Origin of the sequence: Pantoea sp. EEL5, from assembly GCF_049892805.1 — a bacterium.
Taxonomy (GTDB): domain Bacteria; phylum Pseudomonadota; class Gammaproteobacteria; order Enterobacterales; family Enterobacteriaceae; genus Pantoea; species Pantoea ananatis.
The window spans coordinates 74,047-98,747 of record NZ_JBNDNJ010000006.1; the positions used below are offsets into that span (position 1 = coordinate 74,047).

At 53.4% G+C, this 24,701-nt stretch carries 24 protein-coding genes; 15 read left to right on the forward strand and 9 right to left on the reverse strand.

From position 1 onward, the window contains the following. Positions 1 to 154: 154 nt before the first annotated feature. Positions 155 to 760: a hypothetical protein gene (locus ACPXSQ_RS19105; RefSeq protein WP_014594952.1), complete on the reverse strand. Its 606-nt coding sequence runs from the start codon at positions 758 to 760 to the stop codon at positions 155 to 157. A gap of 210 nt (positions 761 to 970) precedes the next feature. Between ACPXSQ_RS19105 and ACPXSQ_RS19110 the strand changes: the two genes are divergently transcribed. From ACPXSQ_RS19110 to ACPXSQ_RS19155, 10 genes are all read left to right on the forward strand, one after another. Next, positions 971 to 1,531, forward strand: coding sequence for a DNA-3-methyladenine glycosylase I (locus tag ACPXSQ_RS19110; RefSeq protein ID WP_029570816.1), 561 nt, complete (start codon positions 971 to 973; stop codon positions 1,529 to 1,531). 115 nt (positions 1,532 to 1,646) lie between these two features. Beyond that, the gene (locus ACPXSQ_RS19115) at positions 1,647 to 2,309 is read left to right on the forward strand and encodes an OmpA family lipoprotein (protein WP_014604707.1); all 663 of its coding nucleotides are present in this window, start codon (positions 1,647 to 1,649) and stop codon (positions 2,307 to 2,309) included. Positions 2,310 to 2,469: 160 nt separating this feature from the next. Continuing rightward, positions 2,470 to 3,453, forward strand: coding sequence for a LacI family DNA-binding transcriptional regulator (locus ACPXSQ_RS19120; protein WP_145033163.1), 984 nt, complete (start codon positions 2,470 to 2,472; stop codon positions 3,451 to 3,453). Between the two features lie 68 nt (positions 3,454 to 3,521). Further along, positions 3,522 to 4,547, forward strand: coding sequence for a LacI family DNA-binding transcriptional regulator (locus ACPXSQ_RS19125; RefSeq protein ID WP_145033160.1), 1,026 nt, complete (start codon positions 3,522 to 3,524; stop codon positions 4,545 to 4,547). Between the two features lie 137 nt (positions 4,548 to 4,684). Continuing rightward, on the forward strand, positions 4,685 to 5,434 hold the full coding sequence (locus ACPXSQ_RS19130) for a sugar phosphate isomerase/epimerase family protein (protein WP_014332930.1): 750 nt from the start codon (positions 4,685 to 4,687) through the stop codon (positions 5,432 to 5,434). 9 nt (positions 5,435 to 5,443) lie between these two features. Next, the gene (locus ACPXSQ_RS19135) at positions 5,444 to 6,397 is read left to right on the forward strand and encodes a sugar kinase (protein WP_426144240.1); all 954 of its coding nucleotides are present in this window, start codon (positions 5,444 to 5,446) and stop codon (positions 6,395 to 6,397) included. A gap of 33 nt (positions 6,398 to 6,430) precedes the next feature. After that, positions 6,431 to 7,711 carry an MFS transporter gene (locus ACPXSQ_RS19140; RefSeq protein WP_013023984.1) on the forward strand — a complete coding sequence of 427 codons (1,281 nt, stop codon included), beginning with the start codon at positions 6,431 to 6,433 and terminating at the stop codon, positions 7,709 to 7,711. Positions 7,712 to 7,782: 71 nt separating this feature from the next. Continuing rightward, positions 7,783 to 8,757 (forward strand): glyoxylate/hydroxypyruvate reductase GhrB, encoded by a 975-nt coding sequence (gene ghrB / locus ACPXSQ_RS19145; RefSeq protein ID WP_013023985.1) that lies wholly within the window; start codon positions 7,783 to 7,785, stop codon positions 8,755 to 8,757. 81 nt (positions 8,758 to 8,838) lie between these two features. Next, positions 8,839 to 10,089: a valine--pyruvate transaminase gene (locus tag ACPXSQ_RS19150; protein WP_013023986.1), complete on the forward strand. Its 1,251-nt coding sequence runs from the start codon at positions 8,839 to 8,841 to the stop codon at positions 10,087 to 10,089. 167 nt (positions 10,090 to 10,256) lie between these two features. Beyond that, positions 10,257 to 11,168: an O-acetylserine/cysteine exporter gene (locus tag ACPXSQ_RS19155; RefSeq protein ID WP_014604704.1), complete on the forward strand. Its 912-nt coding sequence runs from the start codon at positions 10,257 to 10,259 to the stop codon at positions 11,166 to 11,168. 57 nt (positions 11,169 to 11,225) lie between these two features. On the opposite strand, the gene ACPXSQ_RS19160 is transcribed toward ACPXSQ_RS19155, so the two are convergent. Next, positions 11,226 to 12,164 (reverse strand): amidohydrolase family protein, encoded by a 939-nt coding sequence (locus ACPXSQ_RS19160; protein WP_210452225.1) that lies wholly within the window; start codon positions 12,162 to 12,164, stop codon positions 11,226 to 11,228. Positions 12,165 to 12,576: 412 nt separating this feature from the next. Between ACPXSQ_RS19160 and ACPXSQ_RS19165 the strand changes: the two genes are divergently transcribed. Beyond that, positions 12,577 to 13,608 (forward strand): Rpn family recombination-promoting nuclease/putative transposase, encoded by a 1,032-nt coding sequence (locus tag ACPXSQ_RS19165; protein ID WP_014332926.1) that lies wholly within the window; start codon positions 12,577 to 12,579, stop codon positions 13,606 to 13,608. Between the two features lie 186 nt (positions 13,609 to 13,794). On the opposite strand, the gene ibpA is transcribed toward ACPXSQ_RS19165, so the two are convergent. Then, positions 13,795 to 14,211 (reverse strand): small heat shock chaperone IbpA, encoded by a 417-nt coding sequence (ibpA, locus tag ACPXSQ_RS19170; RefSeq protein ID WP_014332924.1) that lies wholly within the window; start codon positions 14,209 to 14,211, stop codon positions 13,795 to 13,797. A gap of 282 nt (positions 14,212 to 14,493) precedes the next feature. Between ibpA and ACPXSQ_RS19175 the strand changes: the two genes are divergently transcribed. After that, positions 14,494 to 14,856 (forward strand): YceK/YidQ family lipoprotein, encoded by a 363-nt coding sequence (locus ACPXSQ_RS19175; RefSeq protein ID WP_013023991.1) that lies wholly within the window; start codon positions 14,494 to 14,496, stop codon positions 14,854 to 14,856. Here the strand turns inward: ACPXSQ_RS19175 and ACPXSQ_RS19180 are convergent. From ACPXSQ_RS19180 to dnaA, 6 genes are all read right to left on the reverse strand, one after another. Then, positions 14,837 to 16,090 carry a DUF3748 domain-containing protein gene (locus ACPXSQ_RS19180; protein ID WP_014604701.1) on the reverse strand — a complete coding sequence of 418 codons (1,254 nt, stop codon included), beginning with the start codon at positions 16,088 to 16,090 and terminating at the stop codon, positions 14,837 to 14,839. The two genes, ACPXSQ_RS19175 and ACPXSQ_RS19180, sit on opposite strands and share 20 nt — an antisense overlap. Before the next feature lie 109 nt (positions 16,091 to 16,199). Continuing rightward, positions 16,200 to 17,009, reverse strand: a complete 810-nt coding sequence (gene yidA, locus ACPXSQ_RS19185; protein WP_013023994.1) for a sugar-phosphatase — start codon at positions 17,007 to 17,009, stop codon at positions 16,200 to 16,202. 191 nt (positions 17,010 to 17,200) lie between these two features. Beyond that, positions 17,201 to 19,609: a DNA topoisomerase (ATP-hydrolyzing) subunit B gene (gene gyrB, locus ACPXSQ_RS19190; protein WP_014332922.1), complete on the reverse strand. Its 2,409-nt coding sequence runs from the start codon at positions 19,607 to 19,609 to the stop codon at positions 17,201 to 17,203. Positions 19,610 to 19,626: 17 nt separating this feature from the next. Next, on the reverse strand, positions 19,627 to 20,712 hold the full coding sequence (gene recF / locus ACPXSQ_RS19195) for a DNA replication/repair protein RecF (protein ID WP_014332921.1): 1,086 nt from the start codon (positions 20,710 to 20,712) through the stop codon (positions 19,627 to 19,629). 145 nt (positions 20,713 to 20,857) lie between these two features. Continuing rightward, positions 20,858 to 21,958, reverse strand: a complete 1,101-nt coding sequence (dnaN, locus tag ACPXSQ_RS19200) for a DNA polymerase III subunit beta (protein WP_014332920.1) — start codon at positions 21,956 to 21,958, stop codon at positions 20,858 to 20,860. A 4-nt stretch (positions 21,959 to 21,962) separates the two neighbouring features. After that, entirely contained in the window at positions 21,963 to 23,369 is a 1,407-nt protein-coding gene (gene dnaA, locus ACPXSQ_RS19205) for a chromosomal replication initiator protein DnaA (protein ID WP_014332919.1), read from the reverse strand. Positions 23,370 to 23,965: 596 nt separating this feature from the next. Here dnaA and rpmH point away from each other — a divergent pair. Genes rpmH through yidD form a run of 3 tightly spaced genes read left to right on the forward strand, consistent with a single transcriptional unit; the run spans position 23,966 to position 24,701 of the window. After that, positions 23,966 to 24,106, forward strand: coding sequence for a 50S ribosomal protein L34 (rpmH, locus tag ACPXSQ_RS19210; protein WP_000831330.1), 141 nt, complete (start codon positions 23,966 to 23,968; stop codon positions 24,104 to 24,106). A gap of 14 nt (positions 24,107 to 24,120) precedes the next feature. Continuing rightward, positions 24,121 to 24,480, forward strand: coding sequence for a ribonuclease P protein component (rnpA, locus tag ACPXSQ_RS19215; RefSeq protein ID WP_013023999.1), 360 nt, complete (start codon positions 24,121 to 24,123; stop codon positions 24,478 to 24,480). Further along, entirely contained in the window at positions 24,444 to 24,701 is a 258-nt protein-coding gene (gene yidD, locus ACPXSQ_RS19220) for a membrane protein insertion efficiency factor YidD (protein WP_014607035.1), read from the forward strand. The genes rnpA and yidD overlap by 37 nt, the downstream gene beginning before the upstream one ends.

The following is a 24,701-nucleotide window of genomic DNA, read 5'->3' on the forward strand; positions in this document are numbered from 1 at the left end:
CTTACACCGAACACCGGATAAAATTTCCAGTGCAGAAGCGGATATTGTACCTTTTTTAACGCGCGGGATCGCTGAAAAAGCGTTGAGGTTTTCCACCCAACCGGATGCGTTTGCACAATGGTTGGGCGGACGTGGCGTAAGCTGTCTTACGCTTTTAGCGACGGGTTTGCCACAGATAGCGGAGCCCGGCCAGCCAGCACAGGCTGTAGCCCAGTAATTCCACGCCTTCTTCGGCCATGTTTTTTACGCCACGATTGTAGTGATCGGGCATCAGGTGAGCCCACAGCGTGTTCATCCCAAACAGTCGGGAAAAAACCAGCACGATCATCAATCCGGCAGCCATAACGGGCCAGCGGTTGTGCCTGAGGAGATCGGCCAGCGCGCTCAGGGTCTGCTTTGGGGTACGCATGGCCACCGCTAAACTGCCCAGCGCGATCGCCAGCGCAAACCACACCCAGCTACCATGACGGATGAGATCGAAGAAAAAATCCAGTTCACGAATAAGCATGCAACTGTAAAAACCGGCAATTAGGGTTAATCCACCGCGTTGTGCAGGCCGATGACGGGCGGCAATAAAAAACAGTGCGGCAAGACTGAATAACAACAGTTCCTGCGCGGTTTCAGTAAAAGACGCTTCGTGCAGCGCATTATTCATCCAGACCACATCGATATAGATGGGGCCGATCATGAAGGTGATAAACAGAGAAGCAAAAAGAAATACGGTGAGCTCACGCCCAATAAGGATGACATTGTTACGCATGGAGTTACCTGAAAATGACTATCGTTATCATTGTATTTACATTCGTTATCGCTGCCTTCGCTTTTTATGCGTGATCGGTTCAGCTAAATGCATGACTGCAGCGGATAACCGAAGCGGCCTCGCAATTTACTGTGACTCGGGTTCAAATGTTGGAGGATTCCCTCTACTATCGAGGCAATAAACATGGCCTGGCATAAAAGGAAAAACACGATGCAACGATGTGGCTGGGTAACGCAAGATCCTGTCTATCTGGCGTATCACGACGACGAGTGGGGCAGACCGCAGAGGGATAAGCAGGCGCTGTTTGAAATGCTTTGTCTGGAAGGCCAGCAGGCTGGGCTATCCTGGATTACCGTACTGAAAAAACGCCAAAATTACCGCGCCGCGTTTCACCAGTTTGAACCGCAAGCCATTGCGCAGATGGACGATCAGGATATCGCCCAACTGATGCAAAACAGCGGCATTATTCGTCATCCCGGAAAAATTGCGGCCATTATTGCTAATGCCCGGGCGATGCTGGCAATGGAAGCAAAAGGGGAGGATTTTGCCCACTTTGTATGGCAGTTCGTTGATAATCAGCCTGTCGTCAATCATGTTGCCGATTACAAACAAAGTCCCACCACCTCTGCGCAGGCTATCGCGCTTTCAAAAGCGCTAAAGACGCGTGGTTTTAAATTCATCGGCCCGACAATTTGTTATTCATTTATGCAGGCCTGCGGCCTGATAAACGATCATCAAACCAACTGCTTTTGTCATCCTGACAACATTTAACGTCGATCCTTTACAAAATAAGACATTGTCTAAGGATTTTCCTCACTTTTGCGCGGCATAATCAATGCCAAACGGGGACAAGGTGCCTCGTTGTGATGAATCTAAGGGACAAATAATGCAGAAAAAGTTAATTGCTCTCACCCTGCTGTTGAGCGGTAGTTTGGTGGTATCAGGTTGTACAACTAATCCTTATACCGGTGAGTCTCAGGCGGGAAAATCCGGTGTAGGCGCAGGTTTGGGTGCATTAGTGGGTGCTGGCGTTGGCGTGCTTTCCTCTTCGAAGAAAGATCGGGGCAAAGGTGCGTTAATCGGTGCAGCAAGCGGCGCGGCGTTAGGCGGCGGCGTGGGCTATTACATGGATGTTCAGGAAGCGAAGCTGCGTGACAAAATGAAGGGAACCGGCGTTAGCGTTACGCGTCAGGGCGATAACATCGTGCTGAATATGCCGAACAATGTAACCTTTGATTCCAGTAGCAGCAGCCTGAAACCGGCGGGCGCTAATACGCTGACCGGCGTCGCTATGGTGCTAAAAGAGTATCCTAAAACCGCCGTGAATGTCGTGGGACACACGGACAGCACCGGCTCGCGTGCTTTAAATATGCGTCTGTCGCAGCAGCGTGCAGAGAGTGTGGCCAGCGCGCTGATCGTTCAGGGTGTAGCCGGCAGCCGCTTGCATACCCAGGGGGCAGGTCCAGACAGTCCAATTGCAACCAACAGCACTGAAGCCGGTAAGGCGCAGAACCGCCGCGTTGAAATCACGCTCAGTCCGTTAAATTGATCATCTCGCCCCCGTTGTCGGGGGCAAAGTCAGACTCGCTGTCCTTTTTTCGACGGCTTTTGGTAATAAAATGGGTAAGGTTTCCAGTTGGGAACCTGCGCACGGTGCCTGTCAACGCTTTATGCCAGAATGGTTCAAATTGAACAATGGATAACGCATCATGTCACTTAAAGCCATTGCGTCAGTACTGGGTCTCTCCGTTACCACAGTGAGCCGGGCACTCAACGGCTATGATGATGTGGCAAAGCAAACGCGGCAGCGCGTGGAAGAAGAAGCGCAGCGGCGCGGCTACCGTCCCAACGTTGCAGCGCGACGGTTGAAAACCGGCCGTGCCAATGCGGTTGGCCTGGTTTATCCAATGACCACACCCGCTTTCAACGATACGCACTTTAACAAGATATTACTGGCGCTCGATCAGCGTCTTTCCAAACACGATATCGATCTCGTGTTGTTAACAGATAAACCGCATGACGGGCAGCGTTCACTGATTCGCATGCTGCGCAGCCGGGCAGTGGATGCCATTGTTGTTACGCACACGTCACCTCATGACGCGCGCCTGCTCAGCCTGCAGCAGAAAGGCGTGAGTTTTCTTACGCTGGGACGCAGTGATTCAGAGCAGAATCATGCCTGGTTCGACGTTGATAACGCCGCAGGTTCGGCACTGGCGGTAAAACACTGCCTGGCGCTGGGTATGCAACGCATCGCCTGGCTCGGAGGCAATACAACCTGCACCTTTGTGCGCGATCGTCGCCAGGGCTACCTCAACGCAATGGATTCCGTACCGCCCTATGCCACGGCGGTGGTTGCGCCGTCGCGCCGGGCGGGCTATCAGCAAACCACAGACTGGCTGGCACAGGGGCTGCAACCTCAGGCCATTATCACCGATTGCAGCGCCCTGGCGGAAGGCGCGCTCGTGGCCTTACAGCAGGCGGGCCGCCTGGAGGGTGATACTGCTGTTGCCTTAGTGGCATGGGATGGGCTACCGGTCGACGCCATTATCGATCATCCGGTTATCGCCATTCGGCAGGCCAGCGAGCAGCAGAGAGGCGAGCAGGTTGCGATGATGGTGATGCGGCTGCTGGAAGGAGCACCGCTGGCGGAGTTACAAGTACTGTGGCAACCCTGGCTGCAATTTCCTCAGTAACGCGAACGTTTTTGCCATGTTGTATGGCTGTGGTAGTCTCGCGGGATGCTTAATTTGCGGAATACTTTATGAAAATCAGGCCGCCTCGCGCCACTATCAGCGATGTTGCTCATGCGGCAAAAACCGGTAAAACCAGCGTCTCGCGCTATTTAAACGGCGAGCAACATCTGCTTTCTGCCGATTTAAAAATGCGCATCGAGCAGGCGATTAGCGATCTTAACTATCGGCCAAGCCAGATGGCACGTGGCCTGAAACGGGGGCGTACCCGACTCATTGGCCTGATCATCGCCGATATCACCAATCCCTATTCTGTAGACGTCATGTGTGGCATTGAAGCGGCCTGCCGTGAATGTGGCTTTACGTTACTGATGTGTAATACCAATAACGAAGTCGATCTGGAGCAACATTACCTGCAATTGCTGAGCAGCTATCAGGTTGAGGGCATTGTCGTTAACGCCGTTGGCATGCATGAAGCGGTACTGAGCCGACTACAACAGTCTTTACTGCCCATGGTGCTGATCGACCGAAAAATCCCTGATTTCCCCTGCGATGTGGTCGGGTTGAATAATGCCGAAGCGGCAGAAACGGCCACCGCCCATCTTATTGACAACGGTTATGAGTCGCTGCTGTTTCTCAGCGAACCCTTAGGCAGCGTGAATACGCGCCGGGAGCGACTGCAGGCGTTTCGGCAACGTCTTGCTGCACATCCCGCAATCGCCCATGAGAATGCGGAAGTCGCGCTGCACCAGCCCGGGATAACGGATAAGATTCTGCGCGACTTTCATCAGCGGCACGCGGGAAAACGCTGTGCGGTAATGGTAGCCAATGGCGCGCTGACCTTGCAGGTGGCTCATTCTCTGCAGCGTCTTGCCCTACGCTGGGGTAGAGATATTGGCCTGTTAGGGTTTGACGAGCTCGAATGGGCTGCGTTGGCTGGCGTCGGTATTACCACCTTAAAGCAGCCCACCTGGCAAATCGGTTATCGCGCGCTCGAACGTCTTATATCCCGTATTGAGGGGCACGACCATCCACCTTGTGAACAGGTTTTTTCAGGCGAACTCATCGTGCGCGGTTCCAGCCAACGCCTCGGCTGATTTTCAGACTCTTCCCTTCGATTACGTGCTCGCTTCGTGAGCACGATCATACTTCCGCATTTTGCTACTTTGCTTTGGAACCGGTTCCATTTAACGTTTTTATAACGTTAATGCAGATTTTCACATCAGGAGTCGTAATGAAGCCCGAAATCATCGTCGTGGCCGCCGCGTATGGTCATCAACAGATTGCTGAGCTGGGCGGGCAGGCCGCGCTATTGCCCCTTATCCAGCAGGCGGGCGCCGACGGTGTGGAAATCCGCCGTGAACTGTTTGATGAGACCACGTTAGCCCATTTACCCGCGCTGGCGCAGGCAGCGCAGGTGCACCAGCTGCGCATCAGTTATTCGGTACCCGACACCTTGTTCTGTGAGGACGGCAAACTTAACCCCTTACTGGACGGTTACTTTTCCGAAGCACGTCAGTTGAATGCACAGCGGCTGAAAGTGGCGCTGGGTAACTTTACGGGCGCGCTGTACAGCGAAAAGCTACGTGGCTTGATGACAGAATATGGCGTGCCCCTGACTGTGGAAAACGATCAAACCCGCTTCGGCAAACAGCAACCGATGGTAGGGTTCTTTAAGGCCGCCGGTGAGGCGGCGCTGCCGATTACCATGACATTTGACATGGGTAACTGGTGCTGGACAGGTGAAGACCCGATCCAGGCGGCTGGTCTGCTGGCTGAGCATGTGGGTTACGTGCATGTCAAAGCGGCGGTGCCGCAGGGGACAAGCTACCGCGCCATCGCGCTGGATGATGCCGGCCCTGGCTGGCAAAGCCTGTTACACCGGTTGCCAGCAGCAGTGCCTCGCGGCATTGAGTTTCCGCTGGAAGGCGACGATTTGATTGCGGTGACGCGCCATTATGTGACGCTGCTGCGTAACGTCTGAGGAGTACATATGACTACCCATCCAAACGGCACGCTTGATGTAATCACCATCGGTGAGGCCATGGCCATGTTTGTCGCCCGTGAAACGGGCGATTTGGCCGCAGTAGACACCTTTGTGAAGCGCGCCGCTGGCGCAGAGCTGAACGTCGCTATTGGTCTGGCGCGACTGGGGCTGAAAGTGGGCTGGGTGAGCCGCGTGGGGCAGGACGCCTTTGGTCGCTTCATCTGTCAGGTGCTGGATAAGGAAAACATCGATCATCGTCAGGTGACCGTTGACCCGCGCTATCCAACCGGCTTCCAGCTGAAATCCAAAGTCGACGACGGTTCAGATCCGCTGGTGGAGTACTTTCGTAAGGGCTCCGCCGCCAGTCATCTGTCGCCAAAAGATTTTGATCACGACTATTTTGGCGCTGCACGTCATCTGCACCTCAGCGGGGTTGCAGCAGCGATTTCAGACAGCTCACTTGAGCTGACAAAGCATGCTGCGAAAGAGATGCGGGCGCGAGGCAAAACGCTTTCGTTTGACCCCAATCTGCGTCCAGTACTGTGGCGCAGCGAAGGCGAAATGCGCAAGCAGCTCAATCTGTTAGCAGAATACGCGGACTGGGTACTGCCTGGCGAAAAAGAGGGCTATATCTTAACTGGCTATCGCCAGCCGCAGGATATCGCTGACTTTTATCTTGATAAGGGCGTAAAGGCGGTGATCATTAAAACCGGCTGTGAGGGGGCCTGGTACAAGACGGCCAGCGGTGAACAGGGCCAGGTGGAGGCGATGAGAGTGGATAACGTCGTCGATACTGTAGGGGCAGGGGATGGCTTTGCCGTGGGTGTGATTAGTGCGTTGCTGGAAGGGAAGCCACTGGTGCAGGCGATCCGCCGGGGTAACAAAATAGGTTCACTGGCGATTCAGGTTATTGGCGACAGCGAAGGGTTGCCGACGCGTCAGCAGTTAGGCGATGCATAGCCCAGCCCTCAAACACAGACAGAGGAGTTCCCGATGAAAACGCAGACGATCGCGCCAAAACGCTGGTGGTTCATCATGCCCATCGTGTTTATTACATACAGCCTTGCCTACCTTGACCGTGCCAATTTTAGTTTTGCCTCAGCAGCGGGCATTAACGACGATTTGGGCATCACGAAAGGCATGTCGTCACTACTGGGCGCCTTGTTCTTTCTGGGATATTTCTTTTTTCAGATACCCGGCGCGATTTATGCCGAACGCCGCAGCGTAAAAAAACTGATCTTCTGGTGCCTGATTCTGTGGGGTGGCTGCGCCTCACTGACCGGCGTAGTCAGTAATATTCCCATGCTGGCGGCCATTCGCTTTATCCTCGGCGTGGTTGAAGCGGCCGTAATGCCTGCGATGCTGATTTATATCAGTAACTGGTTTACTAAATCTGAACGCTCGCGGGCTAATACCTTTCTGATCCTGGGCAATCCGGTCACGGTATTATGGATGTCAGTGGTCTCCGGTTATCTGATTGAGGCCTTTGGCTGGCGGGAAATGTTTATTTTTGAAGGCATTCCTGCGGTTATCTGGGCCGTAGCCTGGTGGTTTATGGTGCAGGACAAACCCTCACAGGCACGCTGGATGAGTGAGGTCGAAAAAGCCGCGCTGCAGGCCGAGTTGCAAAAAGAGCAGGAAAGTATCAAGGCCGTGCGTAACTATGGGGAAGCCTTCCGTAACCGCAATGTGATCATTCTTTGTATGCAATATTTTGCCTGGAGCATTGGCGTTTACGGTTTCGTGCTGTGGCTACCTTCAATTTTGCGTAACGGTACGCAAATGGGCATGGTGGAGGCGGGCTGGTTATCGGCAGTGCCTTATCTGGCGGCGACCATTGCAATGGTGCTGGTGTCCTGGGCGTCAGACAAAACCCAAAACCGTAAGTTATTCGTCTGGCCTTTATTGCTGATTGGGGCGCTGGCCTTCCTCGGCTCCTACCTGGTAGGATCGGGCAATTTCTGGCTATCCTATACGTTGTTAGTGATCGCCGGGGCTGCGATGTACGCGCCATATGGCCCCTTCTTTGCCATTATCCCGGAAATGTTGCCACGTAATGTTTCAGGTGGCGCAATGGCCCTGATTAACAGTATGGGTGCGCTGGGTTCCTTTATCGGCTCATGGATTGTGGGTTATCTGAATGGCGCGACCGGGAGTCCTTCTGCCTCCTATATCTTTATGGGAGGGGCGTTACTGCTGTCAGTGGTACTGACGCTTATCGTCAAACCTGCACAAAATAAGGCGCCGTCGCTTCATGGGGCGAAACCGGCCTGAAAGCGTAAGCGTTAGCCTCTTCTCCGGGCGACCTTAGCGTTGCCCGTCATCTATTTACAGGAAGCTATCTGATGAAACCCGCCGTCATTCTATACAAAAAATTGCCTGACGATCTGCGTGCGCGTCTTGCTGAACATGCCACGGTGACTGAAATGAAGGATCTGTCGCCAGAAAGCCAGCAGCAGCACGAAAAAGCGCTACAGGAGGCAGAAGGATTACTGGGCTCGGGCGGCAAAGTTAATCGCGATCTGTTGGCAAAAATGCCCAGACTGCGGGCCTGCTCAAGCGTGTCTGTGGGCTATGACAACTTTGATGTGGATGCGTTAAATCAACGAGGCGTGGTGCTGATGCACACGCCGACGGTGCTGACTGAAACGGTCGCCGACACCATCATGGCGCTGGTGCTCAGCAGCGCGCGCCGCATTCCGGAGCTGGATGCCTGGGTCAAGGCTGGCAACTGGCAAAAAAGCATCGGTCCGGCGCATTTTGGTATTGATGTACACCACAAAACGTTGGGCATTCTGGGGATGGGCCGCATAGGCATGGCGCTGGCCCAGCGGGCGCATTTCGGTTTTGGCATGAAAATTATTTATCAGGCTCGCCGCCAGCACGCGCAGGCCGAGTCACAGTTCGCCGCAGAACGGTGTGAACTGGAAACGCTATTGAAACAGAGCGACTTTGTATGCATCAGCCTGCCGCTGACTGAAGAGACTTACCATTTGATCGGCGCGGAACAGCTGAAACTGATGAAATCCAGTGCGGTACTGATCAATGCCGGCCGTGGGCCAGTGGTGGATGAAAACGCCCTGATTGCCGCCCTGCAGGAGGGCACTATTCACGCCGCCGGGCTGGATGTCTTCGAAAAAGAGCCTTTACCCACTGACTCGCCGCTGCTGTCGTTACCGAATGTCGTGACGCTGCCGCACATTGGTTCAGCGACCCACGAAACCCGATACGGAATGATGCAGGATGCGGTTGAAAACCTGATTGCAGCCCTTAACGGCAATGTAGAGAAAAACTGCGTTAATCCGCATGTCCTGACGTAATCCCCACGGCTTTCCATTGCGCCCGCCGGGAGCGGGCGTTATGGTGGTTCTCCCATTATTCATTACAAATTTTTAACCGCTATGGCCTTTTCTCAGTTCGGCGACAAATTTACTCAGCATTCCGGCATCTCACGTCTGATGGAAGACATGGGTGCAGGCTTACGCACGCCAGGCACTATCATGCTTGGCGGTGGCAATCCCGCGCAGATTCCGGAGATGAACGACTATTTTCAGCAGTTGCTGCAGCATATGCACGATGAAGGCAAACTGAGTGAGGCCTTGTGTAATTACGATGGCCCTCGCGGCAAGGCGGTGCTGTTGGATGCGCTGGCGACGATGTTGCGAGAGCAACTGGGCTGGTCTATTACTGCACAGAATATTGCCCTGACCAACGGCAGCCAGAGCGCGTTTTTCTATCTGTTTAACCTGTTTGCAGGGCGCCGCAGTGACGGCAGCAAAAAACGCGTGCTGTTCCCTCTGGCCCCCGAATATCTGGGCTATGCCGATGCGGGTCTGGATGACGATCTGTTTATTTCGGCCAAGCCGAATATTGAGTTACTGCCGGAAGGGCAGTTTAAGTACCACGTCGATTTTGAACATTTGCCCATGAATGATGACGTCGGCCTGATTTGTGTATCACGCCCGACGAATCCAACCGGTAACGTGATTACCGATGACGAACTGCTGAAGCTGGATGTGCTGGCGCAGCAGCATGAAGTTCCGCTGCTGATCGACAATGCCTATGGCGTCCCCTTTCCGGGCATTATTTTCAGCGATGTCCGGCCTTTGTGGAACCCCAATATCATTCTCTGCATGAGCCTGTCCAAACTCGGCCTGCCTGGCGCGCGCTGCGGAATTATCATCGCTGATGAAAGTACCATCACGGCGATTAGTAACATGAACGGCATTATCAGCCTGGCACCGGGCAGTATTGGGCCCGCTATCGCCTGTGAAATGATCCAGCGTGGCGATCTGTTGCGGCTGTCTGAAGGGGTGATCAAACCCTTCTACCAGCGCAAGGTCATGGAGACGATTAACATTATTCGTCGTTATTTGCCCGCAGAACGTTGTCTGATACATAAACCCGAAGGGGCGATTTTCCTGTGGTTATGGTTCCGCGATTTGCCGATCAGCACGGAGCTGCTGTATCAACGGCTTAAGGCGCGAGGCGTACTGATGGTGCCCGGGCACTTTTTCTTCCCGGGGCTGGAACATGACTGGCCGCACACGCATCAGTGCATGCGTATGAACTACGTGCCGGATGCGGAAAATATTGAACGAGCCGTACAGATTCTTGCAGAGGAAGTGGAGCACGCCTGGCGGGACAGTTAGACCTGCTCCCGGTCTGAACACGGACAGCCCTATGTGAGGTTACCTGGTTATACGCCACGCTGCCTCAACCTGATATTGAGGGGCTGCCGAGGCCTGTTTTTGCATTATCGATAGATGCGATTGAGCTCAGCGCTATTGTGGCCTGAGACGGGCAAAAGGAGTGTGCTGTGTCGGGAAAAGATATGCTGTTGGCCCTTTGCGTGGTGGTTGCCTGGGGCGTGAACTTTGTGGTGATCAAACTGGGCCTGCAGAATATGCCGCCCTTCCTGCTGGCCGGGCTGCGTTTTGCCCTGGTCGCCTTTCCTGCCATTTTGCTGGTGCGTCGTCCTGCCGTGCCACTGCGCTGGATTTTACTCTACGGGATGACCATCAGCTTTGGACAGTTTGCGTTTCTGTTTTTGGCGATCAAGCTGGGCATGCCCGCAGGTCTGGCCTCGCTGGTGCTACAGGCCCAGGCGTTCTTTACGTTGCTACTCGGCGCGCTGTTCCTGGCAGAGAAACTCCGCTGGAACCATATCGCGGGCATTATTATCGCCACGCTGGGCATTTTTTTGTTAGCGACCTCAGGAATGGTGGGCCAGAGTGCGGCTGGTATTACGCTCACCACGATGATGCTTATGCTGGCAGCGGCATTCTCCTGGGGGCTGGGGAACATCACGAATAAGATCATTACGCGTCACTATCCGGTGCCGGTGATGTCGCTGGTGGTCTGGAGCGCACTGGTCCCGGTTATCCCCTTTATTGGCTGTTCGCTGCTGTTCGACGGTAAAGCCGCGATAGTCAGTAGCCTGGCGCAGATTAACCTGCAGACGGTACTGGCGCTCGTTTATCTGGCCTTTATCGCGACTATTTTGGGCTATGGCATCTGGAGTACGCTGCTTAGCCGTTATGAAACCTGGCGCGTGGCACCGCTTTCTCTGCTGGTTCCGGTTGTTGGAATCGTCAGTGCAGCCTTGTTGTTGAACGAAACGCTGTCACTCCAGCAGGTTGTCGGCGCTGCGATCATTATTGTCGGCCTGCTGGTGAATATGTTTGGTGGCATGATCAGGCAGCGGTGGTTTATGCGCCCGCAGATCTAAAGTATCAGGCTGAGGTTGCAGGCCTCTGACGAGCATACAACCTCATTTTCTGATTGTTTATCCGTGGGCGTGATGATCAAAGCCATAGAGATCTGATGGATTATCGCGCAAAATCAATAACCTGTCCGCAGACGAAGGTGCCCAGTGCGCCAGTAAATCGAGCATAGCGGCATCATCGGGCTTATCATTTTCTGCTTTTGTCGGATGGGGCCAGTCACTTCCCCATAACAGGCGGTCTGGCCGGCGCCTTACCAGTTCCGCAGCGACCTGGCCGACATCCTCATAACCCGGTGGTCCGATGCGCGACTTGATATAGGGTCCAGACAGTTTTATCCAGGTATTACCCGCGTCAAGAAGACGGGTTAATGTCTGGAAACACGGCGCTTTTGTTCCCTCGGGTTGCGGAACATGTCCCATGTGATCGATAACCAGCTTTGTCGGCAATGCTCTCAGGCGCGATGCCAGCTCAGCCAGTTTTTCACCGGGCGCAACAACCTGAATATGCCATCCCAGTGGTGCGATTCGAGAAGCAAGAGGCTCCAGACTGTCCAGAGAGGTTTCCCCTCTGCTCAAATTAAAACGGATACCACGCACGCCCTGCCGGTCCATTTCTTGTAGCTCTGCATCACTCACCGAAGCGTCGACAACGGCCACGCCCCTTGCCTGTCCACCACTCTGCCTGAGACCCTCAATTAAAAGCCGGTTATCTGTGCCGTAGGTCGAAGGTGTGACAATGACCATGCGGCGAAGTCCCAGCCGGGTTTGTAACTGGTGGTAGTCGGCAAGAGAGGCATTGGCGGGCCGTAAGCTGGCACCGGGCGCAGCAGGGTATCTATCGTTATAAAGGTGCATATGACAGTCCACGCTGCCTTCGGGAACGTCCAATACAGGTTGTTTTTCTCCTGAGCTAAAAGGTGTGCTGCTGAGGGCGTTAAAAACCGTTAGCGCACTCAGCGCACCGCCGGCCTGTAATATAAAGCGTCGGGTTATAGCCATTAAGAGACTCCTTACATGTTGGAAAGAGTATTTAATGTATCGTCGTGTAACGTTATATTCTAATCTGTCGTTACGGTTAAGTTTATCGCTAAGCGTTTTTGGTCAGCATGATTTATAAAAATAAATTTAATCCTGTGTGAGTGTATAGGTGATGAAATGTTATAGAAAAATTTTTAAGGAAAATAAGTGATGAGAATGGCCAGGGTTGAAGGGGATGTTATTGCATGCATGTTTTTACGTGATGCATATAAAACGATTGGTTATCACACATGAGTGGTCATTATTTTCATTGGTAGGGCGTTTAAATATAGAAGTCGGCGCGGCATTATATTTATTAACGACGGGTCAGCAGGCATAAATATGGAACGCACTCCTCAGAAAAGATAATTAGCCTGGACAGCTCGCCGGGGAGATGAAAGTATCAATCCACCAAGGCAATGAAAGACCAAAAAAATTGCACGACTCCCTCAGCCTCAAACGTTACCTCGGGCCGGGGACCTGTGCTTATTATCATTCACAGGCCGGATGTGATGAAAAAAATACTACGCCAACACCGCACGATGCGACTTTCCGGCAATTTTTAACCCAGCCCGAAATTGCCCGCGATTTTATGGATATTCATCTTCCTGAAGAACTGCGCGCTGTTTGTGATCTCAATACGTTAAAGCTGGAGTCAGGTTCTTTTGTCGAAGCGGATCTTCGTCAATATTTTAGCGATGTGCTTTACAGCCTGAAAACCGCAGGCGGTGAGGGTTATGTTCATGTGTTGATCGAGCATCAGTCTTCACCCGATAAACATATGGCGTTCAGGCTCCTGCGCTACGCGGTAGCGGCAATGCAGCGCCATCTCGAAGCTGGCCATAAAGCCTTGCCGCTGGTGATACCCGTACTGTTTTATATGGGGAGACGCAGGCCATATCCTTATTCCACCTGTTGGCTGGATGAATTTACCCATCCCGCGCTGGCCGGTAAATTGTACAGCACCCGCTTTCCGCTGGTTGATGTCACGGTAATATCGGATGACGAAATAGCGGGCCATCGCAGTATGGCTGCGCTGACGCTGTTACAAAAGCATATCCATCAGCGCGATCTCGCCGATCTGATGGACAGGCTTGTTCCTGTGCTGCTGTCAGGTTATCTTTCATCATCACAGGTCGTATCATTGGTACATTATATCATGCAGGCGGGGGAAACCCCGGCCGTCGAGGCTTTCATTCAGGAACTCGCCCTGCGGGTGCCGCAACATGGAGACGCGCTAATGACCATTGCACAGCAGCTTGAACAAAAAGGGATTCAGAAAGGCCTTGAGCAAGGTATTCAGAGAGGCCGCGATGAAGGGAAACGTGAAGTCGCGCGAACCATGCTACAGAATGGTCTCGATCTTTACACCATAATGAAAATGACAGGCCTGAGCGAGGAAGAACTGGCGCAGATTCAACACTGATTTCTGTGCAGTTGGTCGTTCAGGGCGGTTGTATTCCTGCCTTATTTAGCGCGTTCTCCTTTTTTCAGTCAGTTTCCCTGACCGCGGCGCTTCTAAGTGACGCGTTATCGCCATCGTATCCAAAAAAAACGGCCACAGCACGTATGCTGTGGCCGTTTTCAAAATGACGTAGCCATTACGGCCGCTTTATTTCAGAATTTCAATCCGGCGAGGTTTCGCTTCTTCAGGCACCAGGCGCTCGAGATCGATGCTTAACAGACCATTTTCCAGACGCGCATCGCGTACGACGATATGGTCAGCCAGCTGGAACTTGCGCTCGAAATTACGCTCGGCGATGCCCTGGTAGAGATACTTACGTTCAGTCTGCTCTTCTGGGTGGGCACCGCGCACGATCAGCACGTTGTCGTGGGCAGTAATATCAAGTTCACTCTGGGCAAAGCCGGCCACCGCAATGGTAATGCGATAATGGTTTTCATCAACCAGTTCGACATTATAAGGAGGATAACCGCCATTGCTCTGATTTTGATTGGACTCAAGCAGGTTGAACAGGCGATCAAAACCGATAGCAGAGCGATAAAGTGGAGACAGATCAAAGTTACGCATAAAAATACTCCTGAATGTCAGCAAGTTTTGGCAACCTTCCACCATTGGACAGGTTGTGTCGTACCGCATTGCCCCTTACGGCGGCAACCTTAACGGCCTGCTATAAAAATGGGTGCGGACAACATCCTTTCAAGGGCCTGTGCGTAATTTTTTCGCCAAATCGGTGAAATGACATACACTCAGGGGTAGATTGCCGGACCAGAACGGACTTCACTATCAGGTGGGAAGGTACGCTGGCGAGCAAACTCAGCCAGGTGTGACCAGGACTGAAGGGATGACGATATGAAAATGATGAAAAGGTTACCGCTGGCTGGCGTTATGTGCTGCGCAGTCGTTTCAAGCGGCTGTTCGAGCGTGATGTCGCATACCGGAGCAAGCCAGGGCTATTATCCGGGCACGCGCGCCAGCGCGGATATTCTGACCGACAGTAACACCAGTTGGGCGCTTAAGCCGCTGGCCTTGGTTGACCTGCCGTTTTCTGCGGTCATGGATACGCTGTTATTGCCATGGGACTACTATCGCAGTGACAGCGACCAAAGCCTGGATTCTCCGCGCGCTCGGGTGCTGCAGAGCGAAAAGCTGGCGCACACTGAAGAAAATCTGGCGCATGCCCAGCCCATGCCCACTATGCAACCGCAACGGTAAACAACTGTCGCCAGCCCTCAATCTCACGCATGAAGGCAATCTGCTTCCCGTCTGGTGACCAGACGACCGCATCACCAGACGGTGCTTCACTGCTTCGCACCGTTAAACGCTCACACTCGCCCGTTACCACATGGCAGCGCATAACGCTGTTGTCGCTGATAAAGGCAATGGCTTCGCCGCGAGGCTGCCAGCTAAACGCCGACTGAATACTGTGGGTAAGCCGGGTCACCTGATGTGGTTCGCCGCCATTGGGCGACACGACCCAGAGCTGGATGACCTGGTGGTTATCCGCCATCAAAAACGCAATTTTGCTGCCGTCTGGCGAGCTGCGCAACCAGTGACGAGGCTGTGATGCCAGGCCCCGGGTAGTCGTTATTCGACGTTGCCGGACGCCAGCGGGTGGAGCCGGTAAACGATCGCTGCTACCTTCCAGCGGGAAAAAGCCGGGTTTTGCGAAGTCTTCCAGCTTCTCTGGCAGATCGACCACGAACACCTCAGGGCACTTTTCGCCTGAAGCGGAAAGGGTATCGCCTGTAAAGGCGATGGCCCAGCGCTGCCAGCTACCGTCAGGTTTTTGATAGCCTTGGTTGCCAATCCATCCCTCTTCATATGCCCGACTGATCTGATCGCTGCCCGGCTGCGGATTGACGTGGGTTTCACTGACCAACACACAAAAATGGCTACCGTCATATTCTCGTGGGTGCTGCTTTTCTGGCGTAACCGCCCGCAGGGGAACGGCGACGCCAACGTTACGCAGGTCGAGGCGCCGATCCCGCTCGTGCATCACATGATCGTTATAGGTGAAACTGAGACGTGTCCCATCCGGGCTAAAAACATGTACGTGGGAGCCGCCCCGCAAGGCTCCGGCAGTAAAGGGCGGAGTAATGTCACATGCATCCAGATTTTCTGCCTGACCCTTTTCAACGATCACGCCACGGCGATGATGAAAATCGTACTGCCAGTTGTCATCGGGATGTTCAGGCCCATGAATACAAACGTAACGTGGGGGCAATGTCGGACTCACGGTGACAACCCCGACGTGCGCGCCATCCCTTGCCTGATATAACACCTCCACGTCGCCGGTGTTCACATTGACCCGCTCAATGGTCTGGCTGGTAAAAGAGGCACCGGAGGGCCGCACATCAAATGCCAGCCACTGGCTGTCGGCTGTCCAGACGTTGATGTTAGTCAACTGATGATGGCGTGATGCAAATGTGATCTGTTTTTCAGACATGACAAAATCCAGTGAGCGGTAATATTCAGACAAGTTACGCGCGTATTTACCGATGAAACGGCAGCGTCAGGTGCTTTCACTCGCCGTTTCATCCTGCGTCAGGAAAGAATTAAAGTACCCATTTTTCAATCGCGTGCGCGACGCCATCTTCCCTGTTGGTTTTGGTAATAAACTGGGCAATTTTCTTCACCGACTCAATTGCATTGCCCATCGCCACGCCAGTGCCCGCGTAGTCAATCATGGCCAGATCGTTTTCCTGATCGCCTATCGCCATGACGTCTTCCGCTTTCAGGCCCAGTTTTTCTGCCAGCATTTTTACGCCATAGCCTTTGTTCACCCGGCGATCGAGAATCTCCAGGTAATAAGGCGCACTTTTCAGGATGGTGTAAGTCTGATGCGCCTGCTCAGGCAGTTTTGCAATCGCCGCATCAAGCAGGCCGGGTTTATCAATCATCATCAGTTTCGGGAAACGCGTGGCGGGATCCATCTCTTCTACTGCGCGATAACGTACCGGAATACCGGTCAGGCTGGCTTCGTGAATAGTGAATTCGCTGATGTCTTTGTTTGGCGTATAGAGATGGGATTTATCAAAAGCCTGAAAATGTACGCCCAGTTCTCGCGCCAGCTTCTCGACATACAAATAATCGTCAAAGCCCAGCGTCACATCCGCCACGACCTCGCCATCTTCGGCCTGATGAACCAGTGCGCCATTATTGCTGATGCAGTACTGTCCGTGAGCCTGTAGATCAAGCTCCTTCAGATAACGCTCAATGCCAACGAAAGGCCTGCCGGTCGCTAACACAATGGACACCCCTTTTTCCCGGGCGCGGTTCAGGGCGGTTTTTACCGCAGGTGTGATCTCATGCTGCGGATTAAGCAGCGTGCCGTCCATATCAATTGCGATCAGTTTTATAGCCATAGCATCCTCGTTGTGTCGGGTTTACTGCAATGCTAGCGCGATTCAGCTCACATTGACCAGTTTGTCGACGCTTTACAGCACGCGTAAACCATTATCTTGTTGCTGCGGGTTCTGCCCCACGCAGGGCAGTCAGACGTATTGGGCAAAAAAAAACCCTTCCGGTGGGAAGGGTTTTGTCTGTCGCTGGGCGATTAGATATCAATATTTGCGGCTTTCAGCGCATTCTCTTCAATGAAGGCGCGGCGCGGTTCAACCGCGTCACCCATCAACGTGGTGAACAGCTGATCGGCGGCAATCGCATCTTTGATGGTCACGCGTAACATACGGCGGCTGTCCGGATCCATGGTGGTTTCCCACAGCTGCTCTGGGTTCATTTCGCCCAGACCTTTATATCGCTGCACTGACAGACCGCGACGCGACTCTTTCTCCAGCCAGTCAATCGCCTGTTCAAAACTGCTGACAGGCTGACGACGTTCGCCACGTTCGATATAGGCATCTTCTTCAAGCAGGCCGCGAAGCTTGCCGCCCAGTGCACAGATCTTGCGGTATTCGCCACCCTGCAGGAACTCGGCATCCAGAGGATAATCCGTGTCCACTCCATGTGTACGAACGCGTAAAACCGGCTCAAAGACATTCTGCTCACGGTTCTCACGCACCTGGGCCAGATAGGTACTGCCGTGCGCCTCGCGTGCTGTCAGGTAGCTAACCAGACCGTTAATCCAACTGGTCACCTGCGCTTCGTTGCTGATATCGCTCAGTGTGTCGTGATAAATCAGCGCACGCAGCATGGCCATCGGATAACGACGCTCCATGCGTTTGATCATCTTCTGAGTGCTGTTGAATTCAGCGACCAGTGTTTCCAGCGGTTCGCCGCCTAGCGCGGGTGCGCTGGCGGTGGTATGCAGCGAGGTACCGTCAAGGGCGATAGCAATCTGGTACTGCAGCATGGCTTCGTCATCCTTGATGTATTGCTCCTGCTTACCTTTTTTCACCTTATACAGCGGCGGCTGCGCGATATACACGTGACCACGCTCGATAATCTCTGGCATCTGACGATAGAAGAAGGTCAACAGCAGTGTACGAATGTGGGAGCCGTCGACGTCCGCATCGGTCATGATGATGATGCTGTGGTAACGCAGTTTATCCGGATTGTATTCATCGCGGCCGATGCCACAGCCCAGCGCGGTAATCAACGTGGCGACTTCCTGAGAAGCCAGCATCTTATCGAAACGCGCCTTCTCAACGTTCAGGATCTTACCTTTCAGCGGCAGAATGGCCTGATTCTTACGGTTGCGGCCTTGCTTGGCAGAACCGCCAGCAGAGTCACCCTCCACCAGGTAAATTTCTGACAGCGCCGGGTCGCGCTCCTGGCAGTCCGCCAGTTTGCCTGGCAGGCCAGCAAGATCCAGAGCGCCTTTACGGCGGGTCATCTCACGGGCACGGCGTGCGGCTTCACGAGCGCGTGCGGCGTCAATAATTTTGCCCACAACGATTTTTGCATCGCCCGGATTTTCCAGCAGATATTCAGCCAGCAGTTCATTCATTTGCTGCTCAACGGCCGATTTCACTTCTGAAGAAACCAGTTTGTCTTTGGTCTGTGAAGAGAATTTCGGGTCCGGCACTTTGACCGACACGACCGCAATCAGACCTTCACGGGCATCGTCACCGGTCGCGCTGACTTTGGCTTTTTTGCTGTAGCCTTCTTTATCCATGTAGGCATTCAGCGTACGCGTCATCGCGGCGCGGAAACCCGCAAGGTGTGTACCGCCGTCGCGCTGTGGAATATTGTTCGTGAAGCAGTAGATGTTCTCCTGGAAGCCGTCATTCCACTGCAGTGCGACTTCCACGCCAATGCCGTCTTTCTCGGTTGAGAAATAGAATACGGTTGGGTGAATAGGCGTTTTGTTTTTATTCAGGTACTCAACAAAGGCGCGGATACCACCTTCGTAGTGAAAGTGGTCGTTTCTTGCATCACGCTTGTCTTCCAGACGAATCGATACGCCAGAGTTCAGGAAGGACAGTTCGCGCAGGCGTTTGGCCAGAATGTCGTATTCGAAATCGGTAACGTTGGTGAAGGTGTCATGGCTTGGCCAGAAACGAATGCGGGTACCGGTTGCATCGGTATCTCCCGTAACCGCCAGCGGCGCTTCAGGTACGCCGTGCAGATAAATCTGCTGGTGCACTTTGCCTTCACGACGAATGGTCAGTTCCAGTTTCTGGGACAGGGCGTTCACAACGGAAACACCTACGCCGTGCAGGCCGCCAGACACTTTATAGGAGTTGTCGTCAAACTTACCGCCAGCGTGCAGCACGGTCATGATAACTTCAGCCGCCGACACACCTTCTTCTTCGTGGATACCGGTAGGAATTCCGCGTCCGTCATCCTGAACGGAAACCGAATTATCGGCATGGATTGTCACGACAATATCTTTACAGTGACCGGCGAGCGCTTCGTCGATTGCGTTATCCACGACCTCGAATACCATGTGATGCAGACCGGTTCCGTCATCGGTATCGCCGATGTACATGCCCGGGCGTTTGCGTACCGCATCAAGCCCTTTCAGGACTTTGATACTTGAAGAGTCATAAGAATTCGACATCAACGTTTCTCGCTCATTTAATCTTTAGGTTGAACCGCTATTTTACCCTGTTCCACGCGGAACATCTTGCCCTTTTCGTCAGTCATGTCGATTACATGCTCTGACGAGATGGCGCTGACAAAAACCTGTGCCTGGGTTGCTTTAAGTCGTTCCGCCAGCAGGCGGCGACGGCTGTCATCCAGTTCAGAAGCAAAGTCATCAATGAGGTAAACACAGCGGCGTCCGCTCTGGCGGGTCAGGAACTCGCCCTGTGCCAGACGCAATGCGCACATCAGCAGTTTAAGCTGACCGCGTGAGAGTAAATCTTCCACCGGCGTGCCCTCGGCACGAATACGAAAATCCGCTTTGTGCGGGCCGCTGGCGGTATAAGTCAGGGCGCGATCGCGTTCGAAGTTGCGCTCAAGCAACTCGGCATAATCGCTTTCTTTGTCCCAGCCGCGCTGGAACGAAAAACGCAGATCACATTCGGGCAGGAACTGTGCACAGGTGGTGACAATTTCGGCCGAGATGGCTGCGCTGTAGTCGGCGCGCCACTGGCTGATTTGCTCCGCCAGCGGCACCAGCTCCTGATCCCAGGGACGAATCTGGCTGTAGCGCGTTACCTGGCGCAACGCCGCATTGCGTTGCTTAAGCAGGCGTCGCAGATTGCTCCAGGCATTAAAAAAACCGGGTGTGTTATGAAAGCAGCCCCAGTCGACATAGGCTCTACGATATTTGGGACCGCCGTTGAGTAAGGTAAAACCTTCCGGCGTGATCAACTGCATTGGCAGCAACTGTGCCAGCTCAGCGACTTTGTGGCCATCGCTGCCATCAATACGCACTTTGCTTTCGCCAGCGCGATTTTTACTGAGCCCGACCGAAAACTCACGTTCCTGGCCTTCCAGCCTGCCGTGCAGCACAAATGCAGCCTGATCGTGGCGAATTACCCGGCCGGCCTGCAAACTGCGGAAAGCACGGCCGTGACCCAGTGTGTAAATCGCCTCCAGCACGCTGGTTTTACCGCTACCATTCGCCCCTACCAGAAAGTTAAATCCTGGCGCTAACGCTAAGTCGGCCTGTTCAATATTACGAAAATCTTTTATCAGCAGGCGGGTTAAAGCCATGAATCAATCCAGCGTGAAGGGCAAATGAGGTTTATCGAATCTCAGTGAGTAAGGACGTCAACGGCACCGCACCTTTTCGCACGGGCAGTGAGCCTGACGCATACAGCGTACGTGACAGGTGCACTGCCCGAATAAAGCCCGTGTGCTACAGACGCATCGGCATGACGACATAGGCCGCTGCCGGACTCACCACATCTTCAATCTGCACGCTCGAAACGGAATCCGTCAGCAGCAGGCGGACATTCTCGCACTTAAGTGCATTCAGCACATCCAGTACGTAACTGACGTTGAAGCCGATTTCCAGCTCGCTGCCGGTATAGCTGACATCCAGCATCTCTTCCGCTTCTTCCTGCTCAGGATTATTAGCGGTAATTTTTAGCTGATTTTCGGTGATATGGAGACGAACACCGCGGAATTTCTCATTAGAGAGGATCGCCGCACGGGCAAAAGCCTGCTTGAGCAGATCGCAGCCTGCTTCCAGCGCTTTATCCGGATTTTTTGGCAGCACCCGACGATAATCCGGGAAGCGACCATCCACCAGCTTAGAGGTAAAAATATAGTCGCCAACGTGCGCGCGGATGTTGCTGCTGCCAATCTGCACCTGAAGCGGTGTATCACCGCCGTCCAGCAGGCGTAACAGCTCGATAACCCCTTTACGCGGCACAATAACTGAATGGCTGGGAAGCGCCTGGCCAATGGGCATGGAGCAGACCGCCAGACGGTGACCGTCGGTGGCGACCGTACGCAGCTCTTCGCCTTCCGTCTCAAACATCATGCCGTTCAGGTAGTAGCGTACGTCCTGATGGGCCATAGAGAACTGCGTGGCTTCGATCAGGCGTTTTAGCGTGGCCTGAGGCAGCGTGAATTCCACCTCGTTCTGCCAGTCATCCAGATTTGGGAAGTCGCTGGCGGGCAGGGTAGAGAGCGAAAAACGGCTACGGCCGGAACGCACTAACATGCGCTCGCCTTCCAGCGTCACGTTTATCTCCGCCCCTTCCGGCAGGCCACGGCAAATATCCAGGAATTTGCGTGCCGGAACGGTCGTCGCACCCGTTTCGTGCGGCTGGGTTAAGGCAACCCGTGCAACCATTTCCATTTCCAAATCGGTGCCGGTCAGTAACAACGATCCTTCATTAACCTGCATCAGCAGATTGCCGAGGATAGGCAACGTCGGGCGACCGCCTAGCGGACCGCTGACTTGCTGCAGCGGCTTTAGCAACTGTTCACGTTCAACAATAAATTTCATAGCGTCACGAAGATAATGTTCTGATGAGATTTGAGAAATCTTCTTTGATGTCGTGGCTTTCTTCACGCAGTTGCTCAATCTTACGGCAAGCGTGAAGTACCGTGGTATGGTCGCGACCACCAAAAGCGTCGCCGATCTCCGGCAAACTGTGGTTAGTCAGCTCTTTAGCCATCGCCATCGCCATTTGACGCGGACGCGCTACCGAGCGCGAGCGGCGCTTAGAAAGCAGGTCAGCGACTTTAATTTTGTAGTACTCAGCAACGGTCTTCTGAATATTATCAATAGTGACCAGCTTCTCCTGCAGGGCAAGCAGATCCCGCAGTGCTTCACGAACGAAGTCGATGGTAATCGCCCGGCCGGTAAAGTTGGCGTTGGCGATAACCCTGTTCAGTGCCCCTTCCAGCTCACGGACGTTAGAGCGTAAACGCTTGGCAATAAAGAAAGCCACTTCGCCCGGCAGGCGGATATCGTTTTCATCCGCCTTTTTCATCAGGATCGCAACGCGTGTTTCCAGTTCCGGCGGCTCGATCGCCACCGTTAAGCCCCAGCCAAATCGCGACTTCAGACGATCTTCAACACCGTTGATCTCTTTTGGATAACGATCCGAGGTCAGGATGATCTGCTGATTGCCTTCTAACAGCGCATTAAAGGTGTGGAAAAACTCTTCCTGAGAACGCTCTTTGTTGGCAAAGAACTGAATGTCATCGATCAGCAGGGCGTCAACCGAACGGTAATAGCGCTTAAACTCTTCGATAGCATTATTTTGCAGCGCTTTAACCATGTCCTGCACAAAGCGCTCAGAGTGCATATAAACCACTTTGGCATTGGGTTTACGCGCAATAATGCCGTTGCCGACTGCATGCAACAGGTGGGTTTTCCCGAGGCCCGTACCGCCATAAAGAAACAGTGGGTTGTAGGCGCCGCCAGGGTTATCAGCCACCTGACGTGCCGCCGCGCGTGCCAGCTGGTTCGATTTACCTTCAACAAAGTTATCGAAGTTATGACGATTATTAACGTTAGAGCGATAAGTGACATCCGCAGGCGCAGGGACGTTGTCCCAGCTTGGGCGAACAATTTGTGCCGGTGCCGGACGGTTTTGAACCGGTGCAGCCGGCGCGCTGACGCTGGCCATCGCTGGCTGACTGACCGCTGCGGCTTGTTGAACCGGGCGCGTGCCCACCTCAAAACGCAACAGAGGTACATTCGCACCGCAGAACTCATTCAGTAGTGCATTGATGCTGTTGAGGTATTTATCCCGAACCCAGTCGAGTACGAAGCGGTTAGGAGCATATAAGGCAAGCGTATTGTCGTTTAATTCAGCCTGAAGTGGACGGATCCACATGCTGAATTCGGTGGCAGGAAGCTCATCCTGCAAACGGGCAAGACACTGTTGCCAAAGCGTAAGTGACACGGCGGACTCCACTCGTACAAATTCGATAAGAAAAGTAGGTGCTAATCTAAGAAACGTTCATTTTGACACAGACGAAAGAAAGCGCCTGCGACCGCTATCAGCGGTTTTCCATCCTGCAATCATTAGAGGATCGTCAGAGGAAGGGCGGATCATAGCGCAAAGCGCGACAGAGATCTTCCCTTTCTACACAGTTTTTATCCTTTTTATCCACAGGACATGAACGCGAAGGAAAGTCTACGCCTGTGGCAGAAAAAACCACCTGGGATCGCGCTGAATGATTCAATTTTTCGGACGATCTCTCGTTTTTGTCTGCGCCTGCGGCAGGTCGATCGCAATAAGATCCTGCGCGATCCTTGCGCTTTAACGCAGACCCCGTATAATTCTTCCCCCGGCGTTGTCGCGTAAAGCTCAATGCCCGGACTCAGCGGGCTGTATCCGGGTTATCTGGTACCGCGACAAGCGAAGTAAATTGACTCGGGACTGTACAATTATTACAATCCCGCCTCTTTATTAAAGACACATTGAGGCGTCGGTCTGTTTTTTGGTCCGGAAACGCGTCACCCAGTGAAAATTTTCAAGTTTAGGTAGAAATCGCCATGAAACGCACTTTTCAACCGTCCGTACTGAAGCGCAACCGTTCACACGGCTTCCGTGCTCGTATGGCTACTAAAAATGGTCGTCAGGTTCTGGCACGTCGTCGTGCTAAAGGCCGCGCTCGTCTGACCGTTTCTAAGTAATAAAGCTAACCCTGATGGGTAAGCTCGCATTTCCCAGGGAGTTACGTTTGTTAACTCCCACTCATTTCACTTTCGTCTTTCAGCAGCCACAACGGGCTGGCACGCCGCAAATTACTATTCTCGGCCGCCTTAACGCGCTGGGGTATCCCCGCATCGGTCTGACCGTCGCGAAAAAACATGTGAAACGCGCTCACGAACGCAACCGGATCAAGCGATTGACCCGCGAAAGCTTTCGCCTGCGTCAACATGAATTGCCGTCGATGGACTTTGTGGTGGTTGCGAAGAAGGGTGTTGCCGATCTCGATAACCGTATGTTGGCGGAAGCGTTGGAGAAATTATGGCGTCGTCACTGTCGCCTGGCGCGCGGTTCCTGATCGTCCTGATACGCGTCTATCAACGCGGCATCAGTCCATTACTGGGGCCACACTGTCGGTTTCATCCGACCTGCTCTCAATACGGAATTGAGGCCTTGCGCAGGTTTGGGTTGATAAAAGGCAGTTGGTTGACTTTAAAACGCGTATTAAAATGCCACCCTTTGAACCCGGGTGGTGACGATCCTGTGCCGCCAAAAACCTTTGATACCAGAGAACATTAA

Excerpts from the sequence above, each read along its gene's own strand:
- ACPXSQ_RS19160 (WP_210452225.1), bottom strand. The coding sequence starts at position 12,164 with ATGGCTATAACCCGACGCTTTATATTACAGGCCGGCGGTGCGCTGAGT.
- ACPXSQ_RS19165 (WP_014332926.1), top strand. The coding sequence starts at position 12,577 with ATGAAAGTATCAATCCACCAAGGCAATGAAAGACCAAAAAAATTGCAC.
- ACPXSQ_RS19120 (WP_145033163.1), top strand. The coding sequence starts at position 2,470 with ATGTCACTTAAAGCCATTGCGTCAGTACTGGGTCTCTCCGTTACCACA.
- ACPXSQ_RS19150 (WP_013023986.1), top strand. The coding sequence starts at position 8,839 with ATGGCCTTTTCTCAGTTCGGCGACAAATTTACTCAGCATTCCGGCATC.
- yidD (WP_014607035.1), top strand. The coding sequence starts at position 24,444 with ATGGCGTCGTCACTGTCGCCTGGCGCGCGGTTCCTGATCGTCCTGATA.
- ACPXSQ_RS19105 (WP_014594952.1), bottom strand. The coding sequence starts at position 760 with ATGCGTAACAATGTCATCCTTATTGGGCGTGAGCTCACCGTATTTCTT.
- rpmH (WP_000831330.1), top strand. The coding sequence starts at position 23,966 with ATGAAACGCACTTTTCAACCGTCCGTACTGAAGCGCAACCGTTCACAC.
- ACPXSQ_RS19135 (WP_426144240.1), top strand. The coding sequence starts at position 5,444 with ATGACTACCCATCCAAACGGCACGCTTGATGTAATCACCATCGGTGAG.
- yidA (WP_013023994.1), bottom strand. The coding sequence starts at position 17,009 with ATGGCTATAAAACTGATCGCAATTGATATGGACGGCACGCTGCTTAAT.
- ACPXSQ_RS19115 (WP_014604707.1), top strand. The coding sequence starts at position 1,647 with ATGCAGAAAAAGTTAATTGCTCTCACCCTGCTGTTGAGCGGTAGTTTG.
- ACPXSQ_RS19110 (WP_029570816.1), top strand. The coding sequence starts at position 971 with ATGCAACGATGTGGCTGGGTAACGCAAGATCCTGTCTATCTGGCGTAT.
- ACPXSQ_RS19130 (WP_014332930.1), top strand. The coding sequence starts at position 4,685 with ATGAAGCCCGAAATCATCGTCGTGGCCGCCGCGTATGGTCATCAACAG.
- dnaN (WP_014332920.1), bottom strand. The coding sequence starts at position 21,958 with ATGAAATTTATTGTTGAACGTGAACAGTTGCTAAAGCCGCTGCAGCAA.
- ACPXSQ_RS19175 (WP_013023991.1), top strand. The coding sequence starts at position 14,494 with ATGAAAATGATGAAAAGGTTACCGCTGGCTGGCGTTATGTGCTGCGCA.
- rnpA (WP_013023999.1), top strand. The coding sequence starts at position 24,121 with ATGGGTAAGCTCGCATTTCCCAGGGAGTTACGTTTGTTAACTCCCACT.
- ibpA (WP_014332924.1), bottom strand. The coding sequence starts at position 14,211 with ATGCGTAACTTTGATCTGTCTCCACTTTATCGCTCTGCTATCGGTTTT.
- ACPXSQ_RS19180 (WP_014604701.1), bottom strand. The coding sequence starts at position 16,090 with ATGTCTGAAAAACAGATCACATTTGCATCACGCCATCATCAGTTGACT.
- ACPXSQ_RS19125 (WP_145033160.1), top strand. The coding sequence starts at position 3,522 with ATGAAAATCAGGCCGCCTCGCGCCACTATCAGCGATGTTGCTCATGCG.
- gyrB (WP_014332922.1), bottom strand. The coding sequence starts at position 19,609 with ATGTCGAATTCTTATGACTCTTCAAGTATCAAAGTCCTGAAAGGGCTT.
- recF (WP_014332921.1), bottom strand. The coding sequence starts at position 20,712 with ATGGCTTTAACCCGCCTGCTGATAAAAGATTTTCGTAATATTGAACAG.
- ghrB (WP_013023985.1), top strand. The coding sequence starts at position 7,783 with ATGAAACCCGCCGTCATTCTATACAAAAAATTGCCTGACGATCTGCGT.
- ACPXSQ_RS19140 (WP_013023984.1), top strand. The coding sequence starts at position 6,431 with ATGAAAACGCAGACGATCGCGCCAAAACGCTGGTGGTTCATCATGCCC.